12 protein-coding genes are annotated in these 14,835 nt (G+C 43.8%); all 12 read right to left on the bottom strand.

Annotated elements, in window-relative coordinates:
- Positions 1 to 71 precede the first annotated feature (71 nt).
- The 12 genes from budA to glgB all read right to left on the bottom strand — a co-directional run bounded on the left by budA (position 72) and on the right by glgB (position 14,671).
- Positions 72 to 791: an acetolactate decarboxylase gene (budA, locus tag HBA50_RS03410; RefSeq protein ID WP_045496527.1), complete on the bottom strand. Its 720-nt coding sequence runs from the start codon at positions 789 to 791 to the stop codon at positions 72 to 74.
- Between the two features lie 114 nt (positions 792 to 905).
- Positions 906 to 1,655, bottom strand: a complete 750-nt coding sequence (locus HBA50_RS03405) for a PHP domain-containing protein (RefSeq protein ID WP_045496525.1) — start codon at positions 1,653 to 1,655, stop codon at positions 906 to 908.
- Between the two features lie 150 nt (positions 1,656 to 1,805).
- Entirely contained in the window at positions 1,806 to 2,111 is a 306-nt protein-coding gene (locus tag HBA50_RS03400; protein WP_045496522.1) for a DUF4298 domain-containing protein, read from the bottom strand.
- A 99-nt stretch (positions 2,112 to 2,210) separates the two neighbouring features.
- Positions 2,211 to 3,440: a tetratricopeptide repeat protein gene (locus tag HBA50_RS03395; RefSeq protein ID WP_142322396.1), complete on the bottom strand. Its 1,230-nt coding sequence runs from the start codon at positions 3,438 to 3,440 to the stop codon at positions 2,211 to 2,213.
- On the bottom strand, positions 3,433 to 4,602 hold the full coding sequence (locus HBA50_RS03390) for an AI-2E family transporter (protein ID WP_045496517.1): 1,170 nt from the start codon (positions 4,600 to 4,602) through the stop codon (positions 3,433 to 3,435). The genes HBA50_RS03395 and HBA50_RS03390 overlap by 8 nt, the downstream gene beginning before the upstream one ends.
- A gap of 190 nt (positions 4,603 to 4,792) precedes the next feature.
- Complete coding sequence (manA, locus tag HBA50_RS03385; protein ID WP_045496514.1) at positions 4,793 to 5,734, bottom strand: mannose-6-phosphate isomerase, class I; 942 nt, start codon at positions 5,732 to 5,734, stop codon at positions 4,793 to 4,795.
- Between the two features lie 148 nt (positions 5,735 to 5,882).
- A complete protein-coding gene (locus tag HBA50_RS03380; protein WP_045496511.1) occupies positions 5,883 to 6,383 on the bottom strand; it encodes a phosphatase PAP2 family protein in 501 nt (166 codons plus the stop codon).
- 142 nt (positions 6,384 to 6,525) lie between these two features.
- Positions 6,526 to 8,922: a glycogen/starch/alpha-glucan phosphorylase gene (locus HBA50_RS03375; RefSeq protein ID WP_045496508.1), complete on the bottom strand. Its 2,397-nt coding sequence runs from the start codon at positions 8,920 to 8,922 to the stop codon at positions 6,526 to 6,528.
- A gap of 133 nt (positions 8,923 to 9,055) precedes the next feature.
- A complete protein-coding gene (glgA, locus tag HBA50_RS03370; protein WP_045496505.1) occupies positions 9,056 to 10,486 on the bottom strand; it encodes a glycogen synthase GlgA in 1,431 nt (476 codons plus the stop codon).
- Complete coding sequence (gene glgD, locus HBA50_RS03365) at positions 10,483 to 11,622, bottom strand: glucose-1-phosphate adenylyltransferase subunit GlgD (protein WP_045496500.1); 1,140 nt, start codon at positions 11,620 to 11,622, stop codon at positions 10,483 to 10,485. The genes glgA and glgD overlap by 4 nt, the downstream gene beginning before the upstream one ends.
- Positions 11,612 to 12,754: a glucose-1-phosphate adenylyltransferase gene (locus HBA50_RS03360; RefSeq protein WP_045496498.1), complete on the bottom strand. Its 1,143-nt coding sequence runs from the start codon at positions 12,752 to 12,754 to the stop codon at positions 11,612 to 11,614. The genes glgD and HBA50_RS03360 overlap by 11 nt, the downstream gene beginning before the upstream one ends.
- 3 nt (positions 12,755 to 12,757) lie before the next feature.
- Positions 12,758 to 14,671, bottom strand: coding sequence for a 1,4-alpha-glucan branching protein GlgB (gene glgB, locus HBA50_RS03355; RefSeq protein ID WP_045496496.1), 1,914 nt, complete (start codon positions 14,669 to 14,671; stop codon positions 12,758 to 12,760).
- Positions 14,672 to 14,835 lie beyond the last annotated feature (164 nt).

Below are 14,835 nucleotides of genomic sequence, written 5' to 3'. Positions count from 1 at the left end.
TTTCAGAGGTTGGGACGGCAGATTCCTAGCCTCTTTTTTTATCAAAAGTAAACAATTGTCACAGTAATTGACTACTCAACCTTGTCCATGTCCGATCTTACTTCATCGACATTGAATTTTGCAAAAAGGAACTTACGGTCTTGAACTGGGAAACGTTGATCCAACTGATCGACAGCACCTAGCTCCACAATCCCTTCCTTGATAACAAAGTCCATAACGTGACCACCAAAGGTATGGTCGTCTGAAATAAAGTGAAGATGATAGCCGGCTACACTGACACCGTGGAAAATTTCGGGTGTCCAAAAGCCAACAATGGTGCCGGAGACATTATCAGCATGGTACTCTGGCTGACTCACGGCTACTTCAGCAAATTTCTTCTCTGAGGTTGATTTTGGAATCATTCGCACATGCATGTGGGAAAATTCTCCATGAATCTTGATGGAGCGGAATAAATTTTCTCCATCGTAATAGGATTCAATTCGCTCTTCCAGCTCTTCATCTGTCATTTCGAATCGTTGGCGGAAAATGACCTCCGCTTGGTGGGGAACAACCGCAGCGTAGGGCACCGTTACATCATCTGAAACTTCTACAACTTCAGGCACATCGCCAGATCCCTTAGCCTGATAGGCCTTACCATCAAGAACTATCAATTCCCCATCAATGGAATCCAGTGTACCAATCCCCAAATCGCCGTATTTCAGGAGCTCCCCAATCGTCATGCTCCCACCATAAAGTCCAGCCATCAAAGCTCCTAGGGTGTTATACTGAAATAATTTCACTGGCTCTGCCATTTTTTCTCCTATATCAACAAATTTCTGTATTTTCTAAGATAATTAAGTATATCATATTCTGGTCGAAATTCAAAAAAATCGTTTAATAGAAGTTTGAAAAAACGCACGGTAGCCTTAAATCAACTGACTTTCCTCAATACCGGCATTAGCGAGGATTTGAGCCACACGGTCAAACTTAAGTCGAAAATGTTCTAGTTTGTGACCATCGGAGCCAACTGAAAAGCGCTGACCACCCAGCTCCTTGATCAGACCAAGAGCGTAGAGATAGAGTTCCTCGTGGCCATAGAGGTACATGGACTTGCAGTTAAGTTCAAAGGCCAGATCATAGTCGATCATCTTTTGAAAAAGCTGTCGCAGCTGCGGTTCAAAAGTTTTTAACTCCTCCACGGTAAGCGCAAATTTTCGAAAACCATAGTCAAAGTGGGCTAGGACATCTGCTGGCACAGCCTCGATAGCCTCCTCTAGCTCTCTCAGGTAGCGAGGAATTAACTCCATCTTGTCCAGCTGCAAGACAGGCTCTTCCAGATAGTCAAAACTGCCATTGTGGTGGACAGACAGGAGCTTGAGGTCGTATTCCTTGTCGGCTAGGAAAGCTAAAATATCGGCCTTACGCGGAGCATAGTAACCAATTTCAATCCCCTTTTTGATGCGGTTGCCATATTGCTGGTTTAGCTCTGCTATTTTTGCTGAATAAGCCGCATAGTCAGGTACATCATCATGGGGCGAGGCAGCTTGGTAAGGGTAGGGATTGGACAAATCATAGTGCTCGGTGGTGACAATCTCGCCCTCGTAATGGTCCAGATAGTCAGAAAAATCCGCCTCAGAATCATAGGAAAAATAGGTATGAAGATGATTGTCGCGCATGCTTGCCGCCTTTCTGCAAATCTTGTGTTCCTTTAATAATGTCAACGGTTGGTCGGCCCTTGTTTTATATTTCCCACATTCCGATCCTTTCGTTGACGTTGTCCATGCTCTAGCCTTTCGACAGAAGCCATTTTATTTCTTCCTAGGCCTTTACCTTTCTTTCAGCATGGCACTGGATAGGTCTAGCAGCTGCAACGCCGTCTCAAAGTGCTCTCCCATCAGGTCATAAACAGCATCTTCGCTCAGAACGCCACAGGCCACATCCTCAGGAAAGTCTGGTCGATTGGAAAATTCCAAATCGTCAAAGAAAACTTGGCTGGTGTAATAATCTCGGAGCTGGATATAATTCTTCTGGCTGGCCTCCAGCTCAGCCAAAGCAGATTGAGCTGCAGCCAGCGTCTGAGCGTATTTATTCAAATGCTCTTCCATTTCTTGAATTCGTTTCAGTTGGGACAATATCTCTACTCCTTCTTTAATCAAACTATCGTGTTAGCAAGAAAATCTTCTTGCTAATATACCCGAAAGGCAGTACAAAAGAGCTTTCTCAATAAAATTTTACAAACTTTCGTACAAATCTGCCATAGCAGTGTCATCTGGAACCAAACGCAGGTACTTACCAGCCTGTATTTTCGCTTCTTCCACACGCCCTAGTTCGCGTAATAAATAAACATATTCTTCCAGAAATTCAGGGTTTTCCTGCAAGTCAACTGCCAGCTCCTGATAAAGCTCCCCAGCTTTCTCCAGATTTTCCAAGGCCTGATAAGCACGTGCCAGATTCCAGCGAGTCAAGACATTGTCTAGATCTTGTTCCTCAAAAGCTAAGACCTCATCGTAGCGTTCCTGCTCCAGATAGAGATTGGTCAGACGTAGAGCAATTTCCTCTAAATCATCTGCATTTTCCTGAGCTGCCAGCAAGTAGTTTTCAGATTTTTCCACATCATGCAGTTCGTAAGATAGTTGGGAAGCAAGGTGCAGAAGGCGAGTCTCGAAAGGATTCTTGGTCAAGCCTTGCTCAGCCATTTCCAAGGCTTCCTCCGTCTTATGCTCCGCGTGGAGAGACTGCGCATAGGCATACTCATAGCCTTCAAAATCCGGCGAAATCGTATCCAGCTGCTTGAAGTACAAATTAGCTTTTTGGTACTCCTCTTGCTCATACAAGATAGCTGCTAATTCATAGACCGTCTCTTCGTCGTACTCCAGCTCCACAGCCTTTTCCAAAAATTCAATGGCTGCTTCGATTTTCCCCAGACTGGCGTAGCAAAGGCCGATACGCTGATAGGTGGACACGCCTGTCTGCTCGTAGATAGAGCGATTATCTAGCTGGGCATATTCCTTGATGGCCTGGGCAAAATTTTCCAATTCAAACTCAATTTCTGCTAAACCAAAAGTCACCAAAGGTTCGTCTGACAGTTTGGCAGCTTCCAGCAATTTCTCCCGTGCCACATCTGGCAATCCCTCTAGCTGATAGAGGTCAGCCTTGGCCAAGAGAGCTGCCACATACCATTCACTTTCCGAGTTAATTTCCTCTAAATAGGCAAAAGCTTCTTCCAAGTCACCATCGTCAGCAGCAATCGTTGCCAGACTGATATAGGATTCCGGAAAGAGCGGAGCTAATTTTTCATAAATTCGCTTGGCTTGAGGGAAAAAGCCGATACTTTCTAAGTAATCGGCTAATTCTAATAACTCTTGATCGGTATCTTGGCTCAAAGCCTCTTCAAAATACTTCTCAGCCTGTGCTAAATCCTGATTTTGCAGGGCTGTTAACATTCGTTCACTCTTATTCACTGCCTTCTCCTAATTCTTGAACACTTTCTTCATACAAACCGCTAACCTTCTTGTACCACTTAAAGAGCGCTGTGATGGCAACCTTGGCTGATGCATAAGCTGGAATTCCCAGCAAGACACCCCAGATACCAAACATGGCTCCTGAAGTCAGCAAAACAAATAAAATCGTAATCGGATGGATGCTTAATTGACTTCCCAAGATCAATGGAGACACGAAGCGCCCCTCAATGGTCTGCTCCACGATAAAGACGATAATGACTTTCAACAGCATGATCGGACCAGCAATCAATCCAAGAACCAAAGCCGGCAACATGGCAAGGAAGCTTCCCAGATAAGGCACCAAGTTCAAAACTCCTGCCACAACGGCTAGAGTCACACCGTACCGCAAGCCGATGATCTTGAAAAAAATCATAAACATAAGAGCCACGATGATTGCTACGGTCACCTGACCACGAACATAATTGGCCAACTGGGTATTGATATCTGTCATAACCTGACCAAATGACTCGCGGAATTTCGTTGGCAAGAACTGAACCATATATCCTTTGAGATTTTTCCCGTCGCGCAGCAAATAGAAAAGAATAAAAGGCACGATGATAATAGCCACAATGATTTGTGAAGCTGTACTAATCAAATTGCTAGCCCAATTAACTGCCTTAGATGAAAAATTGCTGGCCCATGAAGTGATCTGAGTCGATAACTTATTCGTAACTTGCTCGATTTGTGGCTTCAAATCATCTGAAATATGATTGGTCAAAACATCATCAATCATTTTATTGGCTTGCTTGAGATAGGCGGGAACATTTTTTGAAAAACTCACTATCTGATGCTGCAAGTTAGGAATAGCAACCGCCAAGCCCCACACAATCAAAACACCAATCAAGACAAAGACAATTGTAATCCCAGCCACACGGTTAATCTTACGCTTTTCCATCCAGTCGACAATGGGATTGAGCAGATAGTAAAGCAGCCCAGCCAAAATCACTGGTAACATAATGACACCAATAAACTCAATCACCGGTGTAAAAATAAAGCTAATTTTGCTAAGAATAAAAATGTTCAAACCAATGAGCAAGGTCACCAAAAATACGGTAATGGCCTTATTATCCAAGAACCATCTAAAAAACCAGGATAAACTAAAATCTTTTTCTTTATGTTCCATATTCGACTCCTTTGAATATTCCATTTCATTGTACCATTTTTCAAAAAAAAATTCTTCAAGCAACCATGATGAAATGCCTCATTTATCGGACTTTTTCACCGATTGAAGTTAAAGTCCTGTTTTCTCTATTCATTCTGCGAAAATAAAGAAAAATAGACCGAGATGAGCACTCGGTCCATGTATTTTTTCACTATGGATGGCTGACAATTAGTTGCAAGTCGCCAGACAAGGTCCACTCTGTGACATCGCTCGGCAGGATGAAATGAGAGCCTTTTTCGATTGGATACACTGATTCATCTACTGTCAGCTCACCAGCACCTTCCAAGATACTGAACAAGCTGTAATCTGCAGTCTTTTTAAATTCAACAGAACCAGCAATATCCCACTTGTAAACAGCAAAGAAGTCATTGGCCACCAAAAGAGTAGAGGTCAAATCGTCTGCCTGAATAGTAACGGGACAGCTATTAGCAGGCTCTCCGATAGTCAAAACATCAATCGATTGCTCCAAATGCAACTCACGAAGATTGCCTGCATCGTCCTTACGATCAAAGTCATAGACCCGATAAGTAGTATCGCTAGACTGCTGAGTTTCTAAAATCAGAATGCCTGAACCAATGGCATGCATGGTGCCACTTGGTACATAGAAGAAGTCACCAGCCTTGACTGGAATTTTGGTCAGAAGATGGTCCCAGTCCTTGCTCTCAATCTGCTGGCGCAACTCTTCCTTGCTCTGGGCATTATGACCGTAGATAATCTCTGCCCCTTCGTCTGCAGCGATAACATACCAGCATTCTGTCTTGCCAAGCTCTCCTTCGTGCTCTAATCCATAGGCATCATCTGGATGGACCTGAACGCTGAGCCAGTCATTGGCATCCAAAATCTTTGTCAAAAGTGGAAAGACGGGCTCTGGACGATTGCCAAAGAGTTCACGGTGCTCGGCATAGAGCGCATCTAGCTTCTGACCTGCAAAACGGCCATTCTTGACGGTTGAGACACCGTTCGGATGAGCCGAAATTGCCCAATACTCTCCCACATGGTCGCTGGGGATTTCATAGCCAAAAACATCACGCAGCTTAGTGCCGCCCCAAATTTTCTCCTGCATCACAGACTCTAGAAATAACGGTTCTGACATAATAGTCTCCTTAAATATTTTTTACATCCAAAATCAGGCAATCCTTGATGATAAAAGTTTGGTACTGCTTACATTATAATATAGACTCGGGCACTTTGTCTACTCCTCAACTTACTTTACAAAGAAAAATCTGGCTCTCGCCAGACATTTATAATAAAAAGACTAAAGCTCCCCAGCAAATTCCGCAAAGGTATCCTATCACTACATCCTTTGGATAGTGCACTCCGCCAATCACGCGCACTGCAGCTAACCCTGCTGAAAGCAAGAGGCAGATAAGTCCCGGCAGCCAGAAAAAGTAGAGCAGGCACATGGAAATCACTGTCGCCGAAAAGACATGTCGACTGGGCATGGACTTGCCTGATGTATCCTTGGCCAGCAAGGGTTGAATAGACCATTTTTCGTAAGGGCGTGCTTGATTCAGCCATTTACGAATCGCTGACAAGAGACCAAATCCAATAGCTGGAAGGAGAAAAAAAGCAAGCAGCCCTTTCCAACCTTCCGTCAGAAAGGCATCAATCAAGACCAATCCATACACCAGAGGCATAAAAACAGTCATCCCCCTATTAAAATAAGCCATCCCTTTCACTATCCTAGGACAACTGCGAAAGGGAGCCGTTAATTGTTGATAAAAAATCGCGTAGTCTTTCATGCTTGCTTACCCTGCTTTTCAAAAAGTCGAATTCTCATACTTTCTCTACTATAGCATATTTCTAGATAAGATGGTAGATGGATAGCAAAAGAGACTGAGACTCAAGCCCCAATCTCTTAGTATTCATGTTTTATGAAGAGCCTTATTTCTCCAAGTTCCAGATTTCCTTGGCATATTGCTCAATGGTATCATCTGAGGTGAACTTGTCAGATGTAGCGATGTTAATCAGGCTCATGCGGGCCCATTTTTCTTTGTCACGATAGAGAGCATCAATCTTCTCTTGAGCTTCCATGTAAGCATGGAAGTCTTCCAAGAGGAAGTATTCATCATTGTGGGTGATAAGGGCTTCGTAGATTTCAGAGCCTTCTTCACGAACGTTTGGAATCGTTCCATTAACAAAGGTGTCGACCACCAGACGAATGTCTGGATTGCTTTCATAGACACCGCGTGAGTAGTAATCATGGCGGGCATAGTGCTCGTAAACTTGGTCCTTGTCCATCCCGAAGATGACAATGTTGTCGTCACCGACTTCATCCTTGATTTCGATATTGGCTCCGTCCAGTGTAGCTAGGGTAATGGCACCTGTCATCATGAACTTCATGTTGGAAGTACCAGAAGCTTCCTTGGAAGCCAGAGAAATTTGCTCTGATACATCTGCTGCTGGAATGATGAGCTCAGCCAGGCTGACCCGGTAGTTTTCTAGGAAAACAACCTTGAGTTTGCCTTGCAGGCTTTCATCCTTGTTGACCAGATTGGCTACTTCATTGATTAGCTTGATGACCGACTTGGCAAAGTGGTAGCCTGGAGCAGCCTTGGCACCGAAGATAAAAACGCGCGGTACCATGTCCTTGTCTGGATTGTCCTTGAGGTCCCAATAAAGCTTGATGATATGAAGCAAGTTAAGCAGCTGACGTTTGTAGGCGTGGAGGCGTTTTACCTGCACATCAAAGATAGCTTCTGTAGAAACTTCTACTCCTGTTGATTCCTTGATGAAGTCAGCCAGACGAGCCTTAGCTTCTTGCTTCACTCGGTAGAAATCGCCCAGCACTTGCTGATCATCCTTGAATTCTAAAAGCTTGCGCAGCTCATGGATATCACTTCTCCAGCCCTTACCAATCAGCTTATCAATCTCAGCTGACAGAGGCTGGTCCGCAATCTGCAGCCAGCGGCGCTGAATAATCCCATTGGTTTTGTTATTAAACTTCTCTGGATAAATACTGTAGAAATCACGCAAGGTGTCTTCTTTGAGCAGTTCGGTGTGGAGTTTGGCAACACCATTGATTGAATGACCACCGATGATAGCCAAGTGAGCCATGTGGACTTGATTGTCCTTGACGATCCGAGTGTTTTCGATGACTTGCGGATCAAGTCCACGTCCAGCCATTTCAGCCACATAGCGATTGTCTATTTCTAGGATAATTTGATAAACCCGTGGCAGGACATTCTTGAAGAGCTCCGCATCCCATTTTTCCAAAGCTTCAGACAGAATGGTGTGGTTGGTGTAGCTCATAGTCTTGACCGTCGCATTCCAAGCATCTGCCCACTCGAGACCATAGTCATCCAGCAAAAGGCGCATAAACTCAGCTGGCGCAACTGCTGGGTGGGTATCGTTGATATGGACAGAAACCTTCTCATGAATATCCTTGAGCGGACGACCTTGCTTGAGGTAGGATTTGATAATGGTTTGCAGCCCTGCGCTGGTCATGAAGTATTCCTGAATCAGGCGCAGTTCTTTTCCTTCGTAGCTAAAATCGTCTGGATAGAGAATGGCTGTAATATCCTGCACCCGTCGACGGGCTTCAATAGTTGGATAGTCCAGTTCGTATTCTTCTGGGATTTCAACATCCCATAGACGGAGATTGTTGATATTGTCATTGCCAAAGCCAATCTGAGGCACGTCATAAGGCACAGCACGCAAAGTTTTAGAATTCTCATAAACCGGTACAATGCGGCCTTCTTCATTGGCACGCAAGTAGACATTACCAAAGATTTTAACATCCACAATGCCGTGATCCTTACGGGTTTCCCAGACATTGCCCAGACTGCCAAACCAATCATCTGGAATTTCCACCTGATAGCCATTCACGATTCTCTGCTTGAAAAGACCGTAGCGATAGCGAATCCCATTTCCAAAACCTGGATAGCCCGTTGTAGCTAGCGAGTCCATAAAAGCCGCTGCCAAGCGACCAAGGCCTCCATTTCCCAGCGCCATGTCGTGCTCAGCATTTTTTACATCCTCAAAATCAACTCCTAGCTCAGCAAAGCTTTCCTTGACCGTATTGAGAATGCCCAAATTGAGTAGGTTAGTTTCCAGCATACGTCCCGGCAGAAACTCAATTGAGAAATAATAAGCTGTTTTTTGCTGCTGTTCCACGAGTTTATTGCGGCGCTCCAACCACAGTGGCGTAATATATTTACGAATGGTACTAGCGAGTGCTTGAAAAAGCTCGGCAGGTGTAGCATCCGCAATCTTAATCAGCTGTCGTTCGTGCAAAGTATCCTTGAAATCTCGGATAAACTGTTCTTTATTTAATTCCATTTTTACCAATCAACTTTCTTTCTTTTAGGGAAAAGCATCCGTCTGGATAAGATGTCAACATGAGAAAGACCACTTACCCGACAAATCCTCTCTTGTCAGAAACAAGAGAGGATTGCTGTTCTAATGCAACATACTAGAGTAGTGACTCATATAAATCACTGTATGCTTGACTGGCTGTATCCCAAGAGAAATCTCTTTCCATCGCCTGTATTTGCAGACTATGCCAAGCTTCTTGGTCATGCCAGTAAAGATTGAGGGCTTCTTTGAAAGTCCATGTTAGCCAATAACCAGAGAAGTTATTGAAGCTAAAGCCTGTTCCCTGTCCACTATAGACATTGAAAGGTTCAACCGTATCACGCAAACCACCAACCTCATGAACCAGTGGCAGTGTCCCGTAACGCATAGACATCATCTGAGATAGACCGCAAGGTTCAAAGCGGCTCGGCATAAGGAAAATATCACTGGCTGCATAGATTTCCTGAGCCAAAGTAACATCAAAAAGGATATTATCGGATAATTTTTCAGGATAAGCCTGGCCAAACCAAGCGAAGGCCCGTTCAAATGCAGGGTCACCTGTTCCAAGTAGCACAATTTGCACATCTTCCTGAAGCAGATTATGCAGCTCTTCCACCACCAAATCAAAACCTTTTTGACGTGTCAATCGAGAGACGATACCAACGACAGGAACATCATCCCGAACTGGCAAGCCTACTTTTACTTGAAGAGCTCGTTTATTTTCCAATTTCCCAGTCAAATCATCTTTGTTAAAGTGGTAAGCCAGCAATTTATCGGTTTCTGGATTGTAGATATCTGTATCGATACCATTGACAATGCCGACCAGCTTGCCTGACTCCATCCGAAGAATCTGATCCAGACCGCAGCCAAACTCAGCTGTCCGAATTTCGTTGGCATAGCTCGGTGAAACAGTTGTCACGCGATCTGCATAGAGAATGCCCGCCTTCATCCAGTTGAGGCAGTCATTCCAACGGAGAGTGCCGTCTGCATAACGTTCATAGCCGACACCAAAGAGTTCCCAAAGCATGCTATCCGGAAATTGTCCCTGAAACTCTAAATTATGAATAGTCAGTACTGTCTTGATGTTGTTATAGGCCTGAATCCAGCGGTATTTTTCCTTGACCAAGAAAGGAATCATGGCCGTATGGTAGTCGTGCGCATGGAGAACATCTGGAATAAAGTCAATGCGCTCCATCAGTTCGATTGCTGCTAATTGGAAATAAGCAAAGCGTTCACCGTCATCAAAATCACCATAGACATGTCCACGGAAGAAATAATGCTGATTATCGATAAAGTAGAAGTTGACACCTTCCAACTCAATCTTTTTGACACCGACATATTCCCGACGCCAACCGACACTGACTTCAAAAGAGAAGAGGTCTTCAACTTGATCACCAAATTTAGCATCCGTCATGTCATAATATGGCAGAATAACCCCCACTTCATGACCAGCTTTGACCAAGGATTTGGGGAGGGCGCCGATAACGTCCCCCAAACCACCCGTCTTTGAAAAAGGTGCCCCTTCTGCTGCTACAAATAAAATTTTCATGAAACGATGTCCTCTGTAACTTTTTGACCTTTCTTCAGGACAACTGGATGTTCAGCTGTCCCTCGAACGACAACTCCTTCAGCAATCTCAACGCCCTTGTCCACAATTGCATATTCTACCACTGCATTTTTTCCAACGACAACGCGCGGGAAGAGGAGACTGTCTTTGACACTGCTACCCGCTAAAATTCTTGTATTCCGCGAAATAACAGAGTTTACAACTTCACCTTCTACAATACTACCTGACGCAAACTGAGAGCGATTTACTTTCGATCCTGTTGCATAGTAAGTCGGCTCTTCGTTTTTCACCTTTGTATAAATCTTTTGATTTGGTGAGAAGAGAGAGTAGAATTTCTGCCGATCAAGCATATCTTTATTGGCCTTATAGTATGATTCAACAGAGTAAATATTTGCCAGATAACCTGTATACTCGTAAGCAAAAGCTCCAACTTCAGCTGCCAAGTCCCGAAGAACATAGCGCAGTTTTTGTGGGAATTCTTTTTGGGCTTCTTCTTCCAATTTTTCAATCAACCAAGGCGTATCTACTACAAAAATATCTGTAGACATATTGAAGAGCTCGCCCTCGTCTCTATCACTATGCAGCTTATGCCCTAGGACATGGTCTGTTTCACTGACTTGCAGAACTGCATTGACATCTGAAATATCTTTAGATGGCAATTTCTTGTAAACCACTGTCATCGGTTGCTGGGTTGTGTTATGCAAGTGGAAGACCTGATTAAGGTCAATATTGATTAATACATCACAGTTTAGGGCTACAGTTTGGTTAGAGCCTGAGCGCTTCAGATAAGTCAATAACTGTTCATAATATTCCTTACCAACTGTGCTACTTTCTACACGAGTATTGTAAATGCCTAGATAGTAGTGGCTCAAAAGTGTAGACAAGCCCCACTCACGACCTGAACGAATATGGTCAAAGACAGAGCTGATATTGTCTTGTTGGAAGATACCAAAGACGCTACGAACACCAGCATTAGCAAGACTAGACAGTGGGAAGTCAATCAAACGGTATTTCCCACCAAATGGCAAACTAGCAACTGGACGATGTTCTGTTAAGGTTGACATGTCGTGGAAACCGACCGTATTTCCTAAAATCGCTGAATATTTATCAATCTTCATCTGTTGGTACCCCCACTTTTTCATTATATCCGACTACTTGCACTTCATCTGTCCCGTCAATCTCCACACCATCAGAAATAACAGCACCCTCACCAATGATCGCACGTTTAATCTTAGCTCCCTGACCAATGATAGCGCCACTCATAATGACAGAATCAGTGACTTCTGCACCCTCACGAACTTGAGCGCCTGTTGAAAGAATAGAATGCTTAACAGTTCCATCCACAAAACAGCCGTCAACTACCAAAGAATCTTCAACATGAGCATTTGCACCAAGGTAGTTTGGTGGTGAAATCAAGTTACGTGAGTAAATTTTCCACTGACGATCACGACTGTCTAAAGCATTTTCTGGACTAATGTATTCCATATTAGCTTCCCAAAGTGACTCAATCGTACCAACGTCTTTCCAGTAGCCGTTAAATTCATAAGCATAAACACTTTCGCCAGATTCAAGATAGTTAGGGATAACATTCTTACCAAAGTCGGACATATCTACATTGCTCTTTTCAGCAGCAATCAGCATATTGCGGAGACGTTGCCAGTCAAAGATATAGATTCCCATAGAAGCCTTGGTAGATTTAGGATTTTCTGGTTTTTCTTCAAATTCAACGATCCGATTGTTAGCGTCGGTATTCATGATACCAAAACGGCTAGCCTCCTTGAGAGGCACATCCAAGACGGCAACCGTCAAACTAGCGCTGTTATCCTTGTGGGATTGGAGCATATCATCATAGTCCATCTTGTAGATATGGTCTCCAGATAGGATTAAAACATATTCAGGATTGATGCTGTCAATATAGTCAATATTTTGGAAAATAGCGTGGCTAGTTCCCTCAAACCAACGATTTCCTTCACTGGCAGAGTAAGGCTGAAGAATAGATACACCTGTATTGATACCATCCAAGCCCCAGCTTGAACCGTTCCCGATGTGACTGTTCAAAGCAAGTGGTTGGTACTGGGTAATCACACCGACATTGTTAATCCCAGAGTTGGCACAGTTCGACAGCGCGAAATCAATAATACGATAACGACCACCAAACTGTACTGCTGGTTTCGCAATACTTTGTGTGAGCTTTCCAAGACGAGTTCCTTGCCCACCGGCAAGAATCAAAGCTAGCATTTCATTCTTCATATCCTACTCCTTTGTGGAATCTTTTTTAGCATTTTTACGAACATTCACACGACGCTTGATTTTCCAAATACTTGCTCCCAAAGCTGGTAGCGTAAAGGTCAAGGTCTGCGGATAATCTTTCCATAGTCCCTCTTGAGACTGAACTGTTTCGTTGTGTTCTTTCCAAACACCTCCCCATTTCTCTAATTCAGTATTCCATACTTCTTCATAAACAGCTGCCACTGGCACACCAATGGTAAAGTTTTTGCGCTCTACTGGCACCATGTTGAATACACAGACCAGCATATCTCCTTTTTCCGTCTTACGAATAAAGGAAAGGACGCTCTGATCGGTATTGTCGGCATCAATGATTTCGATGCCATCGTAGCTAAGATCAATCTCCCAAAGCGGACGATTATCTCGATAAAAGGCGTTGAGGGCAGAAGTGAAGGTTTGCATCTGCTTATTCATATGATCGTCCAGATTTGACCATTCCAGCTGCTCTTCTGACTTCCACTCTAGGAATTGACCAAATTCTGAACCCATAAAGAGCAATTTCTTGCCTGGATGGCAGATTTGATAGGTCAAGAGGTTGCGGAGACCAGCAAATTGATTATAGCGGTCACCCCACATCTTATGCATCATGCTCTTCTTACCATGAACGACTTCGTCGTGAGAGAAAGGCAAGAGGAAATTTTCAGAAAAAGCATACATAAAGCTGAAGGTCACCAGATTAAAATCGTACTTGCGGTAAATCGGGTCTTCTTCATAGAAACGCAGAATATCGTTCATCCAGCCCATATTCCACTTGAAGTCAAAGCCCAGACCGCCCATCTCTCTCATGCCCGTAATCTTGGTTTCGGACGAGCTCTCTTCAGCAATCATCATGACATCTGGATGAGCCAGCTTGATAACTGTATTCAAACGCTGCAAGAAATAATAGCCTTCATAGTTACGGTTACCGCCGTCCTTGTTTGGCTGCCAAGGACCACTATCGTAGTCTAGATAGAGCATGTTGCTAACCGCATCCACACGAACCCCATCTAGATGGTAGAAATCAATCCAGAATTTGATACTAGAAATCAAGAAAGATTGCACTTCATTTTTTCCTAGATCAAAATTCAAGGCACCCCAGCCATAGTTATGAGCTCGGTCATGATCCTGGTACTCAAAGGTTGGTGTTCCATCATAGTAGGCCAAGGCATCGTCATTGATGGTAAAGTGACCTGGAACCCAGTCCACAATGACACCAATATTATTCAAGTGACATTCCTCGACAAAGTCCTGAAATTCCTCTGGCGTTCCATAAGTATGCTCAAAGGCAAAGTAGCCCATGAGCTGGTAACCCCAGCTGAGTCCCAAAGGATGGGCCATGAGCGGCATGAACTCAACGTGCGTGTAGTTCATTTCGACCAGATAAGGAATCAACTCCTCCTTAAGCTGAGCCATAGAATATGGACTGCCGTCAGGATTGCGTTTCCAAGATCCAGCATGCACTTCATAGATATTGACCGGTCTTGAAAAAAAGCCCCAACGCTTTCTCCGAGCCAGCCAAAGTCCATCTTGCCACTTCTTCTCTGGAATAGTCCGAACAATAGCTCCCGTACCCGGGCGCTCTTCCAAATAGATAGCCAGCGGATCAATTTTCAAGATTTCCTGACCACTACTGCGTTTGATATTGTACTTGTAAATATCTCCTTCCTTAGGCAACTCCGTGAAGACTTCCCATACACCACCTTCATTGCGAGTCATAGGAATCTGCTCTCCATACCAGTTGGTAAAATCTCCAATCAGATGCACATTCTGCGCATTTGGAGCCCAGACTCTAAAGGTGTAGCCAGCCTTGCCATCCACCACATCCTGATGCACTCCCAAATAATGCTGCAAATGAAAGTTTTCACCTGTTGTAAAGGTTCTTAATGCTTCTTTTTTGTCCATTTAGTCACCTTTCTATTTGTAAGCGTTTTCTATGTTTCTATTTTACCCCATTTTCTTATATTTTTCAAGTAAATTTCCAAAAACTATATCAAAAATTTCAAAAGCCCAATTCCTTCAAAAGAATGAATTACTATATCAACAGGCCATTGAAGAAGATCTCATGA

The sequence above is a fragment of the Streptococcus cristatus ATCC 51100 genome (assembly GCF_011612585.1).
Taxonomy (GTDB): domain Bacteria; phylum Bacillota; class Bacilli; order Lactobacillales; family Streptococcaceae; genus Streptococcus; species Streptococcus cristatus_H.
Note: the sequence above shows the minus strand (reverse complement) of the source record. Positions and strands in the feature narration are given on the sequence as shown.

Excerpts from the sequence above, each read along its gene's own strand:
- budA (WP_045496527.1), bottom strand. The coding sequence starts at position 791 with ATGGCAGAGCCAGTGAAATTATTTCAGTATAACACCCTAGGAGCTTTG.
- HBA50_RS03405 (WP_045496525.1), bottom strand. The coding sequence starts at position 1,655 with ATGCGCGACAATCATCTTCATACCTATTTTTCCTATGATTCTGAGGCG.
- HBA50_RS03390 (WP_045496517.1), bottom strand. The coding sequence starts at position 4,602 with ATGGAACATAAAGAAAAAGATTTTAGTTTATCCTGGTTTTTTAGATGG.
- manA (WP_045496514.1), bottom strand. The coding sequence starts at position 5,734 with ATGTCAGAACCGTTATTTCTAGAGTCTGTGATGCAGGAGAAAATTTGG.
- HBA50_RS03380 (WP_045496511.1), bottom strand. The coding sequence starts at position 6,383 with ATGAAAGACTACGCGATTTTTTATCAACAATTAACGGCTCCCTTTCGC.
- HBA50_RS03375 (WP_045496508.1), bottom strand. The coding sequence starts at position 8,922 with ATGGAATTAAATAAAGAACAGTTTATCCGAGATTTCAAGGATACTTTG.
- glgA (WP_045496505.1), bottom strand. The coding sequence starts at position 10,486 with ATGAAAATTTTATTTGTAGCAGCAGAAGGGGCACCTTTTTCAAAGACG.
- glgD (WP_045496500.1), bottom strand. The coding sequence starts at position 11,622 with ATGAAGATTGATAAATATTCAGCGATTTTAGGAAATACGGTCGGTTTC.
- HBA50_RS03360 (WP_045496498.1), bottom strand. The coding sequence starts at position 12,754 with ATGAAGAATGAAATGCTAGCTTTGATTCTTGCCGGTGGGCAAGGAACT.
- glgB (WP_045496496.1), bottom strand. The coding sequence starts at position 14,671 with ATGGACAAAAAAGAAGCATTAAGAACCTTTACAACAGGTGAAAACTTT.